Annotated in this window: 15 protein-coding genes; 7 read left to right on the plus strand and 8 right to left on the minus strand. The window is 69.1% G+C overall.

Annotation, left to right across the window (positions count from 1 at the left end; all coding sequences use genetic code 11):
- The first annotated feature begins 94 nt into the window (after positions 1-94).
- Both BUE42_RS17375 and BUE42_RS17380 read left to right on the plus strand, forming a co-directional pair.
- Positions 95-781, plus strand: a complete 687-nt coding sequence (locus tag BUE42_RS17375) for a response regulator transcription factor (RefSeq protein ID WP_073466482.1) — start codon at positions 95-97, stop codon at positions 779-781.
- A complete protein-coding gene (locus BUE42_RS17380; RefSeq protein ID WP_073466484.1) occupies positions 753-2111 on the plus strand; it encodes a sensor histidine kinase in 1359 nt (452 codons plus the stop codon). The genes BUE42_RS17375 and BUE42_RS17380 overlap by 29 nt, the downstream gene beginning before the upstream one ends.
- Here BUE42_RS17380 and BUE42_RS17385 read toward each other — a convergent pair.
- Positions 2108-5698 (minus strand): PAS domain-containing protein, encoded by a 3591-nt coding sequence (locus tag BUE42_RS17385; RefSeq protein ID WP_143171562.1) that lies wholly within the window; start codon positions 5696-5698, stop codon positions 2108-2110. The genes BUE42_RS17380 and BUE42_RS17385 overlap by 4 nt on opposite strands.
- Before the next feature lie 102 nt (positions 5699-5800).
- Positions 5801-6493: a LysR substrate-binding domain-containing protein gene (locus BUE42_RS17390; RefSeq protein ID WP_235002412.1), complete on the minus strand. Its 693-nt coding sequence runs from the start codon at positions 6491-6493 to the stop codon at positions 5801-5803.
- Here BUE42_RS17390 and BUE42_RS17395 point away from each other — a divergent pair.
- Together BUE42_RS17395 and BUE42_RS17400 are read left to right on the plus strand one after the other, a co-directional pair.
- Complete coding sequence (locus tag BUE42_RS17395; protein ID WP_200798979.1) at positions 6473-6787, plus strand: NADPH-dependent FMN reductase family protein; 315 nt, start codon at positions 6473-6475, stop codon at positions 6785-6787. The two genes, BUE42_RS17390 and BUE42_RS17395, sit on opposite strands and share 21 nt — an antisense overlap.
- Before the next feature lie 40 nt (positions 6788-6827).
- The gene (locus BUE42_RS17400) at positions 6828-7334 is read left to right on the plus strand and encodes an ureidoglycolate lyase (protein ID WP_073466488.1); all 507 of its coding nucleotides are present in this window, start codon (positions 6828-6830) and stop codon (positions 7332-7334) included.
- Positions 7335-7373: 39 nt separating this feature from the next.
- On the opposite strand, the gene BUE42_RS17405 is transcribed toward BUE42_RS17400, so the two are convergent.
- The 5 genes from BUE42_RS17405 to BUE42_RS17425 are packed head-to-tail and all read right to left on the minus strand — an operon-like array spanning position 7374 to position 12904.
- Positions 7374-8360 (minus strand): ABC transporter ATP-binding protein, encoded by a 987-nt coding sequence (locus BUE42_RS17405; protein WP_073466490.1) that lies wholly within the window; start codon positions 8358-8360, stop codon positions 7374-7376.
- A 21-nt stretch (positions 8361-8381) separates the two neighbouring features.
- Positions 8382-9416 carry an ABC transporter ATP-binding protein gene (locus BUE42_RS17410; protein WP_073466492.1) on the minus strand — a complete coding sequence of 345 codons (1035 nt, stop codon included), beginning with the start codon at positions 9414-9416 and terminating at the stop codon, positions 8382-8384.
- On the minus strand, positions 9413-10282 hold the full coding sequence (locus tag BUE42_RS17415; protein ID WP_369822976.1) for an ABC transporter permease: 870 nt from the start codon (positions 10280-10282) through the stop codon (positions 9413-9415). Before BUE42_RS17415 ends, BUE42_RS17410 begins: the two co-directional genes overlap by 4 nt.
- Positions 10283-10319: 37 nt before the next feature.
- Positions 10320-11273 carry an ABC transporter permease gene (locus BUE42_RS17420; RefSeq protein ID WP_073466496.1) on the minus strand — a complete coding sequence of 318 codons (954 nt, stop codon included), beginning with the start codon at positions 11271-11273 and terminating at the stop codon, positions 10320-10322.
- Positions 11274-11275: 2 nt separating this feature from the next.
- Positions 11276-12904 (minus strand): ABC transporter substrate-binding protein, encoded by a 1629-nt coding sequence (locus tag BUE42_RS17425; protein WP_073466607.1) that lies wholly within the window; start codon positions 12902-12904, stop codon positions 11276-11278.
- 245 nt (positions 12905-13149) lie between these two features.
- Here BUE42_RS17425 and BUE42_RS17430 point away from each other — a divergent pair, with 245 nt between their 5' ends.
- Entirely contained in the window at positions 13150-14409 is a 1260-nt protein-coding gene (locus BUE42_RS17430; RefSeq protein WP_073466498.1) for a Zn-dependent hydrolase, read from the plus strand.
- Here BUE42_RS17430 and BUE42_RS17435 read toward each other — a convergent pair whose 3' ends face one another.
- Positions 14410-15231: an IclR family transcriptional regulator gene (locus BUE42_RS17435; protein WP_073466500.1), complete on the minus strand. Its 822-nt coding sequence runs from the start codon at positions 15229-15231 to the stop codon at positions 14410-14412.
- Between the two features lie 200 nt (positions 15232-15431).
- On the opposite strand from BUE42_RS17435, the gene BUE42_RS33045 reads away from it, so the two are divergent.
- Together BUE42_RS33045 and BUE42_RS17445 are read left to right on the plus strand one after the other, a co-directional pair.
- Positions 15432-19070 carry a hypothetical protein gene (locus tag BUE42_RS33045; RefSeq protein ID WP_073466502.1) on the plus strand — a complete coding sequence of 1213 codons (3639 nt, stop codon included), beginning with the start codon at positions 15432-15434 and terminating at the stop codon, positions 19068-19070.
- Positions 19067-19579, plus strand: coding sequence for a hypothetical protein (locus tag BUE42_RS17445; RefSeq protein WP_073466504.1), 513 nt, complete (start codon positions 19067-19069; stop codon positions 19577-19579). Before BUE42_RS33045 ends, BUE42_RS17445 begins: the two co-directional genes overlap by 4 nt.
- Positions 19580-19593 lie beyond the last annotated feature (14 nt).

The raw sequence follows: 19593 nt of genomic DNA on the forward strand, positions 1-19593 counted from the left end.
GGTCCGTCAAGCGGATCGGAAAGTGTTCGGTAAGGATCGATTGCGGAGCATGCCTGCCTTCCTGCGCGTTCTGATGCCCAGGTATAAAAAGGTCATGAACCGAATCTTGTTGATTGAAGACAACCTGGCGTTGGCCGGGTTGATCTCCAACGCGCTGGCTGCGGCAGGCGTGGCCGCCGATGTGTTTGACCGCATGGATGCGGCGAAGGCGGCCATGCGCCATGTCGACTATGGCGCGCTGGTGCTGGATCGCGGACTGCCGGATGGCGACGGGTTGGTGCTGCTGCGCAGCCTGCGCTCGGCCGGATCGCAGCTGCCGTGCCTGGTCCTCACCGCGCGCGACGCGTTGCACGATCGGGTGGATGGACTGGAAACCGGCGCGGACGACTATCTCCCGAAGCCGTTTGCCATGGATGAGCTGGTGGCGCGCATACGGTCGCTCCTTCGCCGGCCCGCGAGCACCTGGCGCAGCCTGGAGCCGGTGTACGGCGACCTGAAGCTGCGAACGCGGGCCTGCCAGCTGCAATGCCGCGAGCAGCAGATCGTGCTGGCGCCTGCCGAGCTGCAGATCATGCTGCAGCTGGTCCAGGCGGCTGGGGACACGGTACGCCGCAACAAGCTCGAAGCCGCCGCGTGGGGCCTGTCGGAGGCCGTCACGCCCAACGCGCTCGACGTGGCACTGCACAGGCTGCGCCGCAAGCTGGGTGTCATCGGCGCTGCCGTCGAGATCGTCAACATGAGAGGGCAGGGCTATGCGCTTCGTCAGACCGGACTGGGTTGACAGCCTGTCGTTCCGCGTCGTGCTGGCCCATCTGCTGGGCAGCGTGCTGAGCCTGGGCCTGGTGGCCGGCGTCCTGGTGTCGGTCCTCGGGCAGCCGCTGATGTCCGAGCGCAGCGTGGCGATGGCCGACCTGATCGGCGCGCTGCAGTTCGACGCGCAGGGGCACCCGGTGGAGGTGGCTCACTCCGAGCAGTTCGCGTGGATGTATCGCAGCATGGGATCGGAAGTGACCTACCGCGTGCTGGATCCGGCCGGCGCGGTGGTCCTGTCGCCGAGTGCGGACCGGCGCCCGCTGACCTCGTCGGTCGAGGAGGGCGTGTTCGCGGCCAACCTGGATGGTGTCGCGCTGCGCGGCCGGGCCGTGGCCGTGATGCACGGCGGACAGCGGTGGCTGGTGCAGTTCGCCGCCAGCCAGCGCCTGAACGACCGCCTGCGCAACGACCTCTGGCTGCCCCTCGTCGGCTCGGGCGCGTTGGTCGGCGGTGGCGTGCTGCTGGTGGTGGTCACGGTCATCACCAGCATCACGCTGGCGCGGCTGCTCAGGCCCTTGGTCCAGACCTCGGCACAGGTCGCCCGGATCACCCCCGAGGCGCTCGATGCGCGGCTGGATGAAGCCCGGGTGCCGTCGGAGATCCGTCCCCTGGTCCACAGCTTCAACAGCGCGCTCGAGCGGCTGGAGCGTGGGTTCGAGCTGCAGCAGGAGTTCCTGGCGACCGCAGCGCACGAACTCAAGACACCGCTGGCGATGATCAGTGCGCAGATCGAGGCTGAGCCCCATCTCGTGGGTCGGGCCACGTTGCTCAGGGATGTGCAACGCATGGCTCGCCAGGTGCAGCAGCTGCTGATCCTGACCGAGACGCGCGAGGCACAGAACTATCGCTTCGGCAGCGTCGAGCCGCGCCTGCTCCTGGACGAGATCGGCAGCTACCTGCAGCGCCTGGCGGATGTGGCGGGTGTGGACATCGCGTTGCAGGTGCCGACCGGCCTCCCACCGTGGCGAGCCGATGGCGGCGCCTTGTTCACGCTGCTGAAGAACCTCGTGGAGAACGCCATCCAGCATGCGCCGCGCAACACGGTGGTGCGCGTGCAGGCGACGCACGACGGGCTGTGCGTCAGCGACGCCGGGCCCGGTGTTGCCGCGGAGGACCTGCCGAAGCTCTTCGCGCGGTTCTGGCGCGGCGACACGCGGCGCAACGACGGAGCAGGTCTCGGCCTGTCGATCTGCCGGCAGATCGCCGAGGTGCACGGCGGCACGCTGACGGCTCACCGTGGTGCACCTGGATTGCGGGTTTGCCTGCATCTTCCGGCAGATGCTGCGCTCGCCCGCTAAGCGCGCCCCCTTTCGACAAGGCGAAGCGCCACCTGGACGTTGTTGCGGCCCGCGCCTTTGGCCTGGTAGAGCATCACGTCCGCCTGCCTGACGAGCGCGTCGACGGTCGTGGCGTCACCCTGGTAGAACGCCAGGCCGATGCTGGTGGTGACATCGATCGTCTGCTGGTCGATCGCGAACGGCGTCCTCATGGCGTGGACGATCTTGGCGGCGACGGTGGAGGCCACCTCCGGCGTCGGCAGGCCTTCCATGATCACCGTGAACTCATCGCCGCCCAGGCGGGCGACGGTGTCGCTGGAACGCAAGGTCCGGGACAGCCTGCCCGCGAATTCCCGCAGCAGTGCGTCTCCCGCGTTGTGTCCGTACCGGTCGTTGATCTGCTTGAACCGGTCGATGTCGAGGTACATCAGCGCCATCAGTGCACCCGTGGTGCGGCAGCGCTCCATCGCCTCGGCGACGCGCAACTCGAAGCCGGCGCGATTGACAAGGCCCGTGAGCGGGTCCACGCGCGCCAGCTCGATCAGCCGCTTCTCTTCGAGCTTCTGGCGGGTGATGTCGCTGACCACGGCGTGGAAGCCGAGCACCGTGCTGCCGTCGGCGGCAAGCTGCGGGATGTACTGCGCCTCGTAGCAGACGTGGCTGCCGTTGGTCATCTCGCTCTGGAACGTGACAGCCTCTCCCCGCAACGCGGCGCGAATGTGCGGTTCGATCGCGCTGTACGCCGCATCGCCCAGCAGCGCGCGCACGGTCTGCCCCTGGAGCTCGTCGCGCGGCCGGCCGAAGCCTCGCTCGTAGGCCAGGTTGTTGAATCGGTAGCGCTCGTCGGCGTCGATGTAGGCCACGCGCATCGGCAGTGCATCGGCCACCGTGCGCAAACGGGCCTCGCTCTCCTGGAGTGCTCGTTGCGCTTCGCGGTACGAGGTGACGTCGGCGACGAGGGTGTACAGGCCGACGACCTTGCCTTGCTCGTCGCGATCGGGAACGGCCGTGACCTGCACATGGCGACGGCCTTCGGGGCGCACCATTTCCCGGTCGTACGCCACCTCCTGCCCCGCCAGGGCGGCCCGCAGCCGGGGCTCGATCTCCGCCCAGGCCTGCTCGCCATAGAACTCCCGCACGCTCGTCCCGATCTGCGGCGCCGCTTCATCGCCGAACCATTGCTGATACGTCCGGTTGACGAAGCGGAAGCGCAGGTCGCAGTCGAGGTAGGAAATCAGTGCCGGCAGGTGGTCGGTCACCATGCGCAGCCGATGCTCGCTCTCGCGCACGGCCTGTTCTGCGGCCTTGGCGGCCGAGATGTCGCGCATGAGTGCCGAGAAGTACTCGACCTTGCCCTGTTTGTCGCGGTGGCAGATGACGATGTGGCTGACCGGGAACTCGCGACGCTCTGCATCCCAGACCAGCGATTCGCCCACCCACACGCCGGTGGCCACCGCTGTGGGCCAGACCTCCGACATGAAGCGCTCGAGGGTTTGAGGCGGGTTGAAGTCGGCCATCGTCAGGTGCTCGATCGACGCGTCGAGCGCGACCCCGGTGCGCCCGCGTGCGGCCGGATTCATGTAGGTGAGCCGGCCCTTCGGGTCGAGCTGCACGACGTAGTCGGTCGTTGCGTCGAAGACGGCGCCCAGCGTGCGATGCGCCCGGTCGGCCCGCATGCGCTCGGTCACGTCGCGACCGACCGAATGAAGCATCGGCCGACCCGACGGGTCGAGCTGAAGGCTGTCGGTCCACGAAATCCAGCGCTCGGCGCCGTTGGCCGTCTTGATGCGGTTCTCGCCGGTCGCCGTCTTGCCCGTCGACAGAACGTCCGACATGACCTGTCGAACGATCGCGTGTTCCGCCGGCTCGACGTAGTCGAACAGATTCCTGCCCACCATCTGCGCGGGTGTCAGGCCGAACTGCCGCGCATAGGCCGGGTTGACGTAGCTCAGTTCGCCGTCGGGCTGGACGAGCGACACGAGTTCGGACTGGTCATCGAGGATGGCTTTCACCATCTGCTGGCTCGCGACCAGTTGCCTGAGCACCGGCCTCACCTCGCTGTGCTGGACATAGATGGCCAGCGCGACGATGCCGACAAGCGCCAGCGCAAGAAGGTTCAGGCGCGACCTCATCGGCGCATAGAGCGTCTCGACATCGGTTCGCACCGCGAACCCGAGCCCGAAATCCTTGATCGGCGCGAAGGCCGACAGGACAGGGCTGCCGCGCCGGTCATCGAGGAACTGCACGCCCTGTTCGCCGAGCACGGCCCTTGCCACCGGAAGGGCGGGACCGCCCGCCGCGTCGAACATCGGCAGTTCGAATCCGGACGGCCTGAACCGGTTCGGCGCACAGACCAGCTTGTCCTGGTCGCGGCCGCAGATCGCCACGTCGGAGGTGTCGCGGGACGACCGGATGTCCTCCAGCAGGCGATCGAACAGCGGCATGCGCTGCTCGGTGACCACGCGTCCGACGGTGCGCTCCCCGACGAGGACATCGGTTGCCGTGAGGAGCAGGTAGCCGTCCTTCCAGGCCAGGATGGTCGTCGACCCGGTGTTCGACAGGCGCTGGATGACTTGCATCTTCGCCGATGTCATGGAGCCCGCCTGCGCCACGCGCGTGGCATTTGCGGCGTAGAACTCCACACCCGTCAGGTCGGTGGTCAGGATGCTGTCGGCAACCCTCTGCAGGAACTCCTTGGCCACCGCGTCGTCGGGCGCCGTGCTCAGCCTGTCCAGGGCCTGGCGCGCGGCCGGCCGCGTTGCAACGGCTCTCGGGAACCACAGGCTCACCTCGATGGTGTGGGCCAGCGAAGTCGCGTTCGTCCTGGCGATGAGCAGCATGTCCTTCGCGACCGAGCGCTCGAAGGTATCGCGCATCACCCCGAACCCCGCGACGCCACCCGCCAGGGCGACCAGCGTGATGACCGCGATCGAGCGCCGCTTGATGCGCTGCTCGGTCCTTTGCAACACCTTGGGTTCAAGCGCCTGGGATGCTTCATGGAGCATCCACAGGCCAGCGCCGACGACCGAGAGCCCGAACGCGGTGACCGGCAGCATCCCGTTGAGGCTCGCCACCCGGTACAGCGTCTCCAGGCCCACGAAGTGACCGACGAGTCCGGCCAGGCCGATGAGGGAAACGGCCAGGGACAGCGCCAGGAAGATGAGCTGGCGAGGCCGGGTGGCGCGTTGCCTGTTCAGCCAGAAGCCGATGCCGGCGAGCAGGAATGCCAGGCTCGCGTTCGCGGACAGCCGGCCGGGATGGGGATGGGTCGCCGTGGAGACGGTGCCGGCACGGACGATGTCGACGCCCAGGCCGATGCCTGTCGCTCCTTCGAACAGGTAGGCCAGCGGCAGCGCGATCAGGGCGGCGATGCAGAGGGCAGAGAGTCGGGTGAGCCAGGCGGCCGGGCTGGAGGGGCGCGAGGCGTTGAACAGGCAGATGCTCGCCGCGACGAAGAGCAGCGGGTTGACGATGCCTGCGTGCTCGGAGCCGGGGATGAGGCGCGCGACGACGTCCACCTGAAACACCCAGCGAACGGCCAGGGTCACGCCGAGCAGCCCGACGGCGAGGCCTGCCACTCGCGCGGTTGAAAGGGCCGATTTCTGCATGGGGTGTACTCGATCCGGTGCTTGCCGCCAGGCGATGTTGTGGCGCACAACCTCTCGACGGGCAGGCGACACCGGAGCAAGCGCTACGCCGCAGAGTACGCCTCAGCGGGAGTGCCGAAGACCGGAAGTGGACCCGCGCGGGATGCCAATTCGAGTTTCGAAACCGTGAACGATGGCCTCTCGCACCCACCTCTGCCCCGCATGCCCATGCCCCCGCTCGTGCCAGACCATCCCCACCGCGAACCCTTCGACGGGAAACGGCGGCTCAATGAGCAGCAGCCTGTCCGCTCGGTCCCGCACCAGCAGCTCCGGCACCAGGGCCACGAAGTCCGACCCCGCCACGATCTCCGGCAGGAACAGGAACGAAGCCGCCGACAGCACCACCGTGCGCTTGTGCCCCAGCGCCGCCAGGGTGCTGTCCACCGGCGTGACGAAGTCGGCCCCGCGCAGCGAGACGATCACATGCTCCAGCTGCGCAAACCGCGCCACGGAGATCTTGCGCCGCAGCCGTGGATGGCCCCGCCGGCCGATCAGCACATAGCGCTCATCGAACAGGTGCCGCGTCCGCAGGCCCGGTGGCGCGACCTCCGGCGTCATCAGCGCCAGGTCCACGTCGCCCCGCGCCATCTGCGCTTCCAGCTGCGGCAGCTCCAGGTTCCGCAGCGCCACGCGCACGCCGGGTGCCCGGGTGCGCAGTTCCACGACCAGCGGCTTGACCACGGCCGTCTGCAGGAACGGGTCGTCGAACGCGTCGCGCAGGCGGCTCTCGAGCAGTTGCTCTTCCCCATCACGCACGGCTCGCTCCATTTCCTCGGCTTCGATGTGCTGCCCACCTTCGCCGTCTATGGCACGGGACGCATCGCTGCGGAGGAGGTCGCTGCGGCCAGGCAAGCCTGGCGCTCGCGCGTCGAACGCCTCTTCGAAGAAGCTCCCATCCCCTTCCGGCCGCAGAACGGTGGCGACTATCCGGACGGCCACGTCCTGGCAGCGCATGTCGCGGCCGGCCAGAGTGGGCTGGTGGCGCACATCGCCGGCACGGAAACGGTCGCGCCATCAGTCGATCCGAGGATCGGCACTCGGCGCCCGTGAAAGGGCCGGCAGAGCGGCGACAGCGGGCAGAATCGGCCCGATGAACCCGCCGCCCCACCGCCTCGTCCCGCAGCCGCTGACATCCGCAGCCTTCGCGCCCTACGGCACCGTGCTGCAAGCCCCCGGCGGCACGGGCAGGCCCATCAACGGCGGCACGTCGCAGCGTTTCGACCTGGTCGACGACCTGCAGCTCCAGCGGCAGGGTGGGCGGCCGGCGCTGGCGATCTTCCGCGCCACGGCCCGGCGCTTCCCGCACAGCGTCGACGAGATGGAACGGCACGCACTCGGCAGCCAGAGCTTCGTGCCGCTCGGCGCGCGCCGCTTCGTGATCGTGGTGGCAGCCGCCGGCCCGCTGCCCGAGGCGCCGGACCTGGCGGCCTTCATCACGGATGGCGAACAGGGCGTGACGCTCGCGCCGGGCACCTGGCACCACGCGCTGCTGGCCGTCGATGCCGGTGACTTCGTGGTGCTCGAACGGGCGGCGCCGCAGGTCGATTGCGACGTGCACCGACCGGCCCGGGCGGCCCTCGTCGATCAGGCCTGGTGAGCCAGGCGTACGGCCAGCGCAACAGGCGCATCGCCGGATTCAAGGCAGCGCGCTCACCAGCCCGGCCGCGGCATCGGTGCGCAGGCAGCGCGCCTGGTGGCCCGGCGACAGCAGCACCGGCTCGGGTTGGAGGCTGCGGCATTCGGCCATCGCGAGCTTGCAGCGTTCGGCAAAGGCACAGCCCGGCGGCAAGGCCGACAGGTCGGGCGGCGCGCCGCCGATGGTCTCGAGCCGGGTGCCGCGCACCAGCGCGCCATGGGCCCGGCTGCTCAGCAAGGCGATGGTGTACGGATGGCGCGGCGAGCGGATCAGCTCGCGGGCGCTGCCCTCCTCGACGATGCGGCCGGCATACATCACCGCGATGCGATCGGCCACCTCGACCGCCGCGCCGATGTCGTGGGTGACGAAGATCACCGACAGCCCGAGCTCGCGCTGCAACTCGCGCAGCAGCAGCAGGATCTGGATCTGCACCGTGGCATCGAGGGCGGTGGTCGGCTCGTCGGCCAGCAGCAGTTGCGGCCGGCACGCCAGGGCCAGCGCAATCATCGCGCGCTGGCGCATGCCGCCCGACATCTCGTGCGGGTAGGCCGCCAGCCGGCGCTCGGGGCTCGGGATGCGCACCTGCTCGAAGAGCGCCAGCGCGCGCTGTTTCGCGACGGCCGCCGACACCTTCTCGTGCCGCCGGATGGATTCGACGATCTGCGCGCCCACCGAGTACACCGGGTCGAGCGCGAGCAGCGGCTCCTGGAAGATCATCGACGCGACCTTGCCGCGGAACGCCGCCAGCTCGCCGGCCGACATCGCCAGCACGTCGCGGCCCGCCACCCGCACGCTGCCGCCGATGCGGGTGCGCCGCTCGGGATGCAGGCGCAGCAGCGTGCGCAGCGTGACGCTCTTGCCCGAACCCGATTCGCCGATCAGCGCCAGCACCTGCCCGCGCTGCACCTGCAGGCTGACGCCGCTGACGGCCTGCACCGGCGTGCGTCCGCCGGAGAAGACGACGCCCAGGTCACGCAGTTCCACCATCGGCTCTTCCATCGCTTGTTCCTAGGTTGCCGCCGGGTGGCCGCTGCCCGGTTCGTGCATCAGGCAGGCCACGGTGTGTGCGCCACGCCGCGCGGCCAGCACGGGCGCGCGCTGGCCGCACACCGGCGCGGCATCCGGGCAGCGCGGATGGAAGCGGCAGCCCGCGGGCGGGTCGATCGGGTTCGGCGGATCGCCCGCCAGCAGCGCCCGTTCGGTGCGGTGGTCCGGGTCCATCGACGGCATCGACGACAACAGCGCCCGGGTGTAGGGGTGCAGCGGCCCGGCGTAGAGAGACTCCGACGGCCCGAGCTCGGCCACGCGGCCCAGGTACATCACCATCACGCGATCGCTCAGGTAGCGCACCACCTGCAGGTCGTGGCTGATGAAGAGGTAGGTGAGGCCGAACTCGGCCTTCAGGTCGAGCAGCAGGTTGATGACCTGCGCCTCGACCGACTTGTCGAGCGCCGACACCGCCTCGTCGAGGATCAGCAGCCGCGGCTGCAGCGCCAGCGCGCGGGCGATGTTGACCCGCTGGCGCTGCCCGCCCGACAGCTCGTGCGGATAGCGTTCGGCGAAGCGCTGCGGTTCGAGCCCGACGCGGGCCAGCAGGTCGCGGGCCCGTTGCACCGCCGGCCGGCGGCCGCTGCCGTGCACCTGGGGCCCGAAGGCAATCGAGTCCTCGATCGTCAGACGCGGGTTCAGCGAGGCATAGCTGTCCTGGAACACCATCTGGACCTGGCGGTGGAACTGCTTCAGCGGCAGATCGCGGCCACCCACGGTGCGGCCGTCGAACACCACCTCGCCCGCGGTCGGCCGGATCAGCTGCATCAGCAGCCGCGCGGTGGTCGACTTGCCGCAGCCCGACTCGCCCACGACGCCGAGCGTCTCGCCCTTGCGCACCTCGAAGTCGATGCCATCGACGGCACGCACGCTGCCGCCGCCGCGACCCAGCAAGCCCTTGGCCAGCGGGTAGTGCTTCTGCAGGCCGCGGATGGTCAGCAGCGGCTGCGCCGGCCCGCCGACGTCGTCGTGCACCGGGCGGAGGGGCTCGTTCATGCCTTGTTGTCCATCGCCGAGCGCAGGCCGTCGGAAAGCAGGTTGAAGGTGATCGACGTGATGAAGATCATCGCGCCCGGCAAGGCGGCCACCCACGGCTGCACGTAGATCGCCGTGCGCAGCGTGTTGAGCATCAGTCCCCACTCGGGCTCGGGCGGCTTCACGCCCAGGCCGAGGAACGACAGGCCCGAGGCCAGGATCATCGAGACCGCGATCAGGCTGGTCGCGTACACGAAGATCGGCCCCAGCACGTTGCCCAGCACGTGCACGCGCACGATCGTGAAGGCGCCCGCGCCCGATGCCCGCGCCGCCTCGACGTAGTCGCGCCCGCGCACCTGCGTCGTGACGCTTTCGGCGACGCGCGCGATCTGCGGAATGAACACGATCGTCAGCGACACCAGCGAATTGAAGACGCCCGCGCCCAGCGTGCCCGACAGCGCGATCGCCAGCAGCACCGACGGGAAGGCGTAGAACACGTCGACCGTGCGCATGATCGCGGTGTTGACGAAGCCGCCCGCATAGCCCGCGACGATGCCGATGGACGCGCCGAACAGGAAGGCGCACAGCACCGGCGTGATGCCCATGAAGAGCGACAGCCGCGCGCCGACGACCAGGCGCGACAGCATGTCGCGGCCGAGCTCGTCGCTGCCCAGCGGCAGCCCCGGCGTGCCGATGGGCTTGAGCCGCTGCAGCATCGAAGCCTGGTACGGATCGGCCGGCGCGAGCCAGGGCCCGAACAGCGCGAGACCCAGCCACAGCAGCACGACGATGGCGGCGCCGACGGCCACCGGATCGCGCAGGAAGCGGTGGCCGACCGAAGCCCAGTAGCCGCGCGAACGCCGTGCGGGCGAGGCCGCGGACGACATGACAAGGGTGCTCACGGCCATCCTTTCCTCACTTTCCTCACCCACGCGCGATGCGCGGATCGAGCAGCGTCTGCAGCATGTCGACCAGCAGGTTCAGCAGCACGAAGAACATCGCCAGCACCAGGATCGTGCCCTGCAGCAGCGGCAGGTCGCGCTGGAAGATGGCGGAATTCAGCAGGAAGCCGGTGCCCGGCCACGAGAACACCGTCTCGATCAGGATCGAGCCGCCGAGCAGGTAACCCAGTTGCAGGCCCATCACCGCCAGCGCGGTGGGCGCGGCGTTCTTCACGACGTGCCGGAAGATGCCGAAGCTCGTCAGTCCCTTGGCCCGCAGCCCGACGACGAACTCCTGGTCGAGCAGCTCCGAGACCAGCGCCCGCACCGTGCGCGCGATGATGCCCATCGGGATCACCGACATCGTCAGCGCCGGCAGCAGCATGTACTGCAGGTGCGCCCCGTCCCAGGCCCAGTCGTCGGAACCGCTGGGTCCGGCACCGGTGGCGGGCAGCCACATCAGCTGCGACGAGAACACGATCACCAGGACCATGCCCAGCCAGTAGTGCGGCACGCTGACGCCCAGCACCGACAGCATCGATGCCAGCCGGTCGATGAACGAGCGGCGGAAGTAGCCCGCCACGAAGCCGAACAGGCAGCCCAGCGCGAAGCCGATCAGCGTGGCCACCACCGCCAGCCGCAGCGTGTTGACCACGGCCTTGAGCACCTCGCCGATCACCGGCCGGTTGGTCGCGATCGACACGCCCAGGTCGCCGTGCAGGGCCCGCCACAGCCAGGCGACGAACTGCTCGGGGTAGCTGCGGTCGAAGCCGTACAACTGCCGCAGCTGCGCCTGCAGCTCGGCCGACGCATCCGGCGGCAGGATGGACACCAGCGGATCGCCCGGCGCCAGGTGCACCAGCGCAAAGCACACCAGCGCGACGCCGAGCATGATGGGCAGCGCAAGCACGATGCGCCGGGCCAGGTAGGCAAGCATGCTCAGTCCATCGTCATCGTCGCGATGTCGATGAACCAGCTCTTCGGCTGCACGACGTTCTTCACCTTGGGCGACATCGCGCGCGGGCCGACGTCGTGCGCGATCCAGACGAAGGGCGCGTCGTCGACGATGTGGGCGTGCAGCCTGGCCAGTGCCGCGTTGCGCGCCGTGTCGTCGAAGGCGGTGCGGGCATCGGCCACCAGCTTGTCGACCTCGGCATTGCCGTAATAGCCCCAGTTGTTGGACACCGGCGGGAAGGTCTTGGTGCTGACGAAGCGCACCATCGCGAAGAACGGGTCCATCGCCGCGAAGCTCACGTTGACGGCGCTGGCGCCGTTGGCCGACGGGTCCTTCGCGCCCTTGCGCCAGTTGGTGAACAGCGTGTTCCACTCGATCACGTCGAACTGCACATCGAAGTAGCACGCCTTCAGCGACTGCTGCACGAACTCGTTCATCGGCAGCGGCTGCATCTGGCCCGAGCCCGAGGCCGAGATCTGCACCTTGACCTTCAGCGGCTTGGCGGCCGAGTGGCCGGCCTGTGCCATCAAGGCCTGGCCCGCCTTGAGGTCGTAGCGGATGTCGAACGTCGGGTTGCCCCACCACGGATGGCCCGGCGGCACCGTGCCCTTCGGCTCGGCCATCATGCCGCCCAGCAGCTGCTTGAGGCCGCCGCGGTCGACGCACAGGTTGGCGGCCTGGCGCACGCGCTTGTCGAGCCAGGGCGAGCCTTCGGCGAACGACAGCTGCCACGGCCAGACGTGCGGCTGCGCGTTCGAGTAGATCTTGAAGCCGCGCTGCTGGATCTGCGGCATCGCATCGGGCGAGGGCGCCTCGATCCAGTCGACCTGGCCGCCCAGCAGCGCGGCGGTGCGCGCATTCGCCTCGGGCATCGGGATCAGCACCACCTTGTCGATCTTCGGCGTGCGCTTCGCATCCCAGTAGGCCTTGTTGGCGGCCAGCTCCAGTCGCTCGCGCGAGACGAAGCGCGTGACCTTGAACGGGCCGGACCCCGAAGGATCGGCGGCAAAGGCCGTCCAGGCCTGCCTGGTGCGCTCGGCGGCATCGGCGGTGGCGGCAGGCACCGCCTTGAGCTTGGCGTCCCAGTGCGCGGGCGAGGCCATGAAGAGGTTGGTCAAGTTGATCGGCAGGAAGGAATCTGGCTCGCTGGTGGTGAGCTCCACCGTCAGCTCGTCGAGCTTCCTCGCGCTGCGCAGCGTGGGCATGCGCGAGGCCGTCACGCCGACCTGGCTGGCATCGAACTGCGGCGCCGACTTGTCGAGCACCTTGTTGACGTTCCACACCACCGCGTCGGCATTGAACGCCGAGCCGTCGTGGAACTTGACGCCGGAACGCAGCTTGAACACCCACTTCGTCTTGTCCTTGGCATCGACCGCCCAGGACGTGGCCAGCGCCGGGATCAGCACGCTCGGGGCATCGGCCTTCGACAGGTCCCATTGCGTGAGCGAGTCGTAGATCGGGATGCCGGTGAAGCGGTTGCCTTCGAAGCCCTGGTCGGGCTGACCCAGCGTGCGCGGGATGTCGGCCGCCGTCATCGCGATGCGAAGCACCTTCTCCTGCGCCATGGCGGCTGCGCCGCACAGCAGCGAGACGGCCATCGCGGGCACGACCATGCGATTGCGCAGGCGCGAAGACAACAACGGGTTCGGGCTCATCGGGTCACCATCCGGGTGGGGTTGAGGGATTCACGGGCTCGACGCCGGATATGCAAGCGCTGTGCCAAACGGTTTGTCGTGTATCGATAGTCGATACAACAAGACTCGTTTTCGATACTTGATGACTGTTTGTCCATACCATTGGCTCGCAAATTGCTGTCCGCCAGGCGCTGCCGTTCAACCCTTCCACCTGCACTCACCCCGTGAACAACACCCTTCCCGCACCCACCGCGCTCCAGGTCGATGGAGCACGCCTGTGGCAATCGCTGATGGACCTGGCGCACATCGGCGCGACGCCCAAGGGCGGCGTGCGCCGCATCGCGCTGACCGACGAAGACCGCCAGGGCCGCGATCTCGTGCTGCACTGGTTCCACGAGGCCGGCATGGCGGTGCGCATCGACGAGGTGGGCAACGTGTTCGCACGACGTGCCGGCACCGACCCCGCCGCGCGCGCGGTGGCCACGGGCAGCCACATCGACACGCAGCCTTCGGGCGGCAAGTTCGATGGCAACTTCGGCGTGCTCGCGGGCCTCGAAGTGGTGCGCACCCTGAACGATCGCGGCATCCGCACGCGCGCACCGATCGAGGTCGCGTTCTGGACGAACGAGGAGGGCACCCGCTTCACGCCGGTGATGATGGGCTCGGGCGCGTTCGCCGGCGTGTTCGACGTCGCGCGCATCCTCGGCGAGAAGGACCTGGCCGGGTTGGCGGTGGGCGACGAACTCGAGCGCATCGGCTACCGCGGCACGCAGGCCTGCGGCGAGGTCCCGGGCGGCATGTTCGCGGCTTACTTCGAGGTGCACATCGAACAGGGGCCGGTGCTCGAGGCGCAGGGCCTGCCGATCGGCGTGGTGCAAGGCGCGCTCGGCCAGCAGTGGTACGACGTGACGGTGACCGGCATGGACGCACACGCCGGCCCCACGCCGATGGGCCTGCGGCACGATGCGATGCTGGGCACGGCGCGCATGGTCGAGGCGGTCAACCGCATCGCGCTGGCGGAAGCGCCCGACGGCCGCGGCACGGTGGGCTTCGTCCAGGTGACGCCCAATTCACGCAACGTGGTGCCCGGCGAGGTGCGCTTCTCGGTGGACTTCCGCCACGCGCAGCAGACGGGCCTGGACCACATGGACGCCGCGATGCGGCGCGAGTTCGCGGCCATCGCCGATGCCGGCCGGCTGCAGGTGGCGATCGCCCAGGTGGTGAAGTTCGACCCCTGCGCGTTCGACGCGGCCTGTGTGGGCAGCGTGCGCCGGGCTGCCGAGGCCCTCGGCCTGCCTTGCATGGACATCGTCAGCGGCGCCGGCCACGATGCCGTCTACGTGGCCCGGGTGGCCCCCACCGGCATGATCTTCGTGCCCTGCAAGGACGGCATCAGCCACAACGAGATCGAGGACGCGCTGCCCGAGCACATCGCGGCGGGCGCCAACGTGCTGCTGCACGCGATGCTCGACAGGGCGACGTGATCAGTGGGCCATCGCGTGCGAGATCGCGCGCGCACACTCGATGACCATCGGCGCCAGCTGCTTCTGCGCCTCGTCCATCGTCCAGCGGCTGGTGGGCGGCGACACGTGCACGGCGCCCACCGGGCGGCCGGCACTGTCGATCACCGCAGCCGCCAGGCCCATGTCGCCGAGGAACAGCTCCTCGCAGTTGGTCGCGTAGCCGACCTTGCGGCACAAGGCGACGCGCTTCATGATCGCGTCGACATCGGTCAGCGTGGCGGCGGTGCGCCGCTCGCGCGCCGAAGCCTCCAGCAGCGTGCGGGCCTGCGCTTCCGACAGGCGGCTCAGGAAGGCCCGGCCGGAGCTGGTGCAGTACATCGGGATGCGCATGCCCACCGGCGTGAGCACCGGGATGAACTTGGGCGCCAGCAACTGGGCCACGTAGACCATCTCCTGGTCCACCGCCTCGGTGAGGCTGGCCGTCTCGCCGCTGGCATTGGCCAGCTGCGACAGGTAGGGATGCGCCGCGCGGATCAGCGGATGCGCGGCCAGGTAGTTGAACCCGATCTCGATGACCCGGGGCAGCAGCTGGAAGCGGCGCGTCTGCGGGTGCTTGCCGATGTAGCCCAGCACCTGCAGCGTGTGCACGGTGCGCTGCACCGACCCCTTGCTCATGCCGGTGAGGGCGGCCAGTTCGACCATCGTCATCGTGCGATGCGCGGCATCGAATGCCCGCAGCACCTGCAGGCCCTTGTCGAGCGACACGTTGTAGAGCGCGTCGGCCGGCGGCGGTTCGGCGACGCGGGGCTTCTTCTTCGGAGGTGTTTTCCTGCTCGTTGCCATGCGGCTCGGGCCCGGCTGGATATCGATGATCGATTCTAGATGTCCGACGTTGCCGATCCGCACAAACCCGTCCTCTCGCGGTGGGATGGATCCGCATGGGGAAGAGGCCCTGGCTGCACGGGCTTGCGGTGCGTCCTCAATCCATGGGAGGCGCGCCGCGGCTGCGCTCGTAACAATGAGCTCCTGCGGGAGGGCTTCCCATGGACGCTCATTCAGACGAGGGTGCGGCGCGCTCGCTCTGCGAGGTGTTGGAGGCGGAGGTGGTGCTGCTGTTTGGCGAGGCACAGCCCGCCTTCGTGCCGGACGCCGGCGCGCCATCGCTTGAGCGCCTGACGGCGCTGAACCGCCGGCTCGACACGCTCGACGGCGATGACGTGCCGACCGCGCTGTGCCTGTCCGGCGGAGGCATTCGCAGCGCGACCTTCTGCCTGGGGGTGATCCAGGGACTCGCGCGCGCCGGCCTGCTGAAGGACTTCCACTACCTGTCCACCGTCTCCGGCGGAGGCTACATCGGCGGTTGGTTGTCGAGCTGGATCCATCGTGATGTCGGCGGGCTGGACGGCGTCGTCGACACCCTGCAGCACGAGAGTGCCCACCCGCCGGTCACCCGGACCCCTCCCGACTTCGTGGGCCCGCCCCGGCCGGAGCACCGGGTCAACCGCCATTGGCCGGTCGACCGGCTGCGTGCCTACACCAACTACCTCAGCCCGGTCTGGGGTCTGTCGACCGATGCCCTGACGCTGGTCGCCACCTTCGTGCGCAACCTGGTGCTGAACTGGATGGTGATGCTGCCCTTGCTGGCGGCCGCAGTCCTGCTGCCGCGATGGCAGGTGGCGATGGTGGGGGTGAAGGGGGTGGCGGCAGGGCACGTCACTCTGCTGGCAGTTGCCGCCTTGCTGCTGGTCGCGGGCGCCGTGGCCTACATCGCCGCTGACCTGCCGGGGCCGCCGCTCGACGCAGATCAAGCGCCACGACGCAAACCGCACAACCACTTCCTGACCTTCTGCATGCTGCCCCTGGGCGTGGCAGCGCTGCTGCTGAGCTGGGCCGGTGCGTGGGCCTGGCAGGATGCCGAAACCACCTGCAACAGGTTGTTCCAAAAGCCGTGGTATTGGCTCTGCGGTGGCTTCTCCCTGGCCGGACTGCTGCTTCACGTGGCCGGTGCCCGGGTGGGATGGTGGTTGCGCCCGCTGCGTGGGCTGGAGGCCTGGCGCGCGACCTTCCGGGGAACGGCCTATGCGACAGCGTCGCTGACCGGTGTGATCGGTGGGTTGGGGCTGGCGGGCTTCGCGTCGTTCAGCTGCAGCCATGGTGCGCTGCTGCATGGCTCGTGGCGGGACGCCTATGCGGTGCTGGCCGTCCCTGCGCTGCTTGCCGTGTTCTGGGCCACGGTGACCCTCCACGTGGCAGGGGCCAGGCGCTTCACGACCGAGGACGATCGCGAATGGTGGTCGCGGGCGTCGGCGGTATCGCTGGGTTTCACGCTCGCCTGGGTTGTCTTCGCCTGGCTGGTGATCTGCGCACCCGGCCTGTTGTTGTCGGCGCCGTTCTTGCGCGGCCAGGCCGAGGCCGGCGGGTGGGTGGGCGGGGGCACGGTCCTCCTGGGCGTGCTGACCAGCGCCTTCGGCTACTGGAGCAAGCGCGGAGCGGCACTCAAGGCCGATGCCGAAACCTGGGCGTCGCGGCTGGGCGTGCGCGTGCTGGACCTGGCCGCGCTCGGCTTCGGGCTGCTGCTGGTGGTGGCGCTGAGCCTGTCCGTTTCGGCCGCGTTGGCGATCGGGGACCGCAGTCTCGCGGCGGAGCTCGATGCACGGCGGCCCAAGTTCGAGGTGGCGCTGCGCACCGAGGAGTCGATCTGCGTCATGGCGGCAGAGCACGCATCGCGTCGGACCGCGGCACAACGCGCCTGCCCTGCGCTGCTGCCCGACCCGCCGCGGGCCCCCGTCGATTCGGTGCCGGCCGCGACCTATCGGTGGGTGCTCGACCGGAGTACACCGCTCGAACTTCTCGGCGCTGCGGCGGTGCTCGCCATCGTCGGTGTCGTCGTCACCGTCTTCACCGGGGTGAATGCCTTCTCCCTGCACAACATGTACGGCAACCGCCTGGCGCGGGCCTATCTCGGGGCCACGCATCGCAAGCGCCGGGCGCATTGGTTCACCGGGTTCGATCCCGAGGACAACCTGCCGATGGCGGACCTGATGCCCAACGGCCGCAAGCGCATGTTGCACGTGGTCAATGTCGCACTCAATCTCGCGCAGGCGGCCGGCAACCGGCTGGAATGGCAGGAACGCAAGGCGGCCCCCTTCACGATCACGCCCTTGCACTGCGGCAGCCCGACCCTGGGCTATGCCAGGACGCACCAATACGGTCGAAAGCCGCTGCCGGACAGCAGCACATCACCGGGCCAGTCCACCCCGGCGCCAACGGGTGGGCTGACGCTCGGACGGGCCGTCGCGATCTCGGGCGCGGCGGCGTCGCCGAACATGGGATACCACACGTCGAAGATCGTCGCCTTCGCGATGAGCTTCTTCAATGTGCGCCTGGGCTGGTGGTTGCCCAACACCGATCCGCGCTTCCGGAAGGTCTGGCTCTCCGATGAGCCGGATTTCGGCTTGGGCAGCGTGCTGAGGGAGGCCGTCGCCGGCACGAGTTCGGACAAGAGCTTCGTCTACCTGTCCGACGGCGGACACTTCGAGAACCTGGGCCTCTACGAGATGGTGCGGCGGCGCTGTCGGCGCATCGTGCTGGTCGATGCAACCGAGGATCCGGAGTTCCTGTATGCCGACCTGGAGAGCAGCGTCCGCAAGATCCGCATCGACCTGGGGGTGGAGGTGCGCTTCGATGATGGCTTGCCATCGTCCGACCTGGCGAAGAAAAACGGGCGCCACCATGCCATCGGCCGCGTCCTGTACGGCCAGGGCGTCGAAGGCACGATCATCTACCTCAAGCCGGTGCTGAGCGGTGACGAGCCGATGGACGTGCAGCGCTATGCGGCGGCGGCGATCGAGAAGGTCAAAGGCAGGCGCAAGGACGTGTTCCCGCACGATCCGACCTCGAACCAGGCCTTCGACGAGGCGCAGTTCGAGAGCTACCGCATGCTGGGGCTGTTCAGCGTCCAGCAGACATTCACGGGGGACGGGCGCTGGGACCCGCAGGAGCAACCGGAGCGCTGGACACCGGTGATCGGGCCGATGGGGCCGGCGGGTGGGCCGTTGTTGGCACCCGCCGGGGCCGGCGGCAGGCCGGAGGAGCCGGCCGCCAAGGAGAAGCTGGGGACCGCCGTTGCATTTCCGTTGGCCATGGGCAGCTCCTGGAGCACGCTGGCCACCACGGCCGTGCTGGCGGGGTCGGTGGCGGTGACCGGTACCGTGGTGCTGAAGGACAGCACGGTGACGCTGAAGGAAGGCACCACGGTCAGCCTGGCGGACAACACGCTCAAGCTGGTTGGCGAGCGGAACCTGCCGGGCCTGGATGCCGAGCAAGTGGTGGCCTTGACCGAGGCGATCGGCAAGCTGGCTGCAGTCGTCCACGACCTGGGAATCGGGGATCCGGGCAGGGGGAACGGAGACTGGCGGCGCGAGATCGCCCGACTCGACGAGGAGCTGAGGCGACTGCGGGACCAGCTCAAAGGCACGCCGGTGCCACCGGCGCTGGTGACGGCCGTGGAGCGCACGGCCTCCGCTGTCGAACGCGTGGCGCGGGTGCAGGAGGCGGCGCGCCCGGCCTCGGCCGTCGTCACGGCTCACGATGTCAAGACAGCGCTGGAGACGCTGGACGAGGTCCGCAAGGCGATCGTCAACAGCGCGCCGCGGCGCAATGTCAGCGGACAGAACCCATGAGGCCGGCCCTGCATGCGACGACACGCCGCTTCGCCGGCGCCATTTGCCTGGTCGCCCTGCAGGGCTGTGCCTCGTTCGATGCCAAGTGGTACTACGTCGATGCCGGAGCCGCAAAGCAGGCGGAGAACGGTGTCCGCGTGGCCGTGTTGAACCGGGGCGAACGCACGTGCGCCATCAGGTCCATCGGCCTGAACGCGGAATCGGGCCGGAGCGCAGACCAGCATGACAGCGTGGTGAAGTGGAAGCCGGAGACGCTGGACGGCAAGGAGACTGCGGTCGAATTGCTGCCGGGCGAGGTGCTCGTGCTGTCCCTGGAGCAGTTCAGCCGCGAGGACGGGACGGTGCCGGGGCTCTGCCTGATGCCCATGGAGGTCAGCGTCGAAGCCGACAAACCCTGCGGCCTGGCCGGCGCCACCGGCAAGGTCCGGGTCGGCATGCCGCCGCAGTTGCCCCATGAGCTTCCGGACAGCTGGCTGCACTGCCGGGTCAAGCGCGTGGTCGCGCCATGAGCGCGCTGGAACGA

This window comes from Rhizobacter sp. OV335 (assembly GCF_900142965.1).
Lineage (GTDB): Bacteria > Pseudomonadota > Gammaproteobacteria > Burkholderiales > Burkholderiaceae_C > Rhizobacter.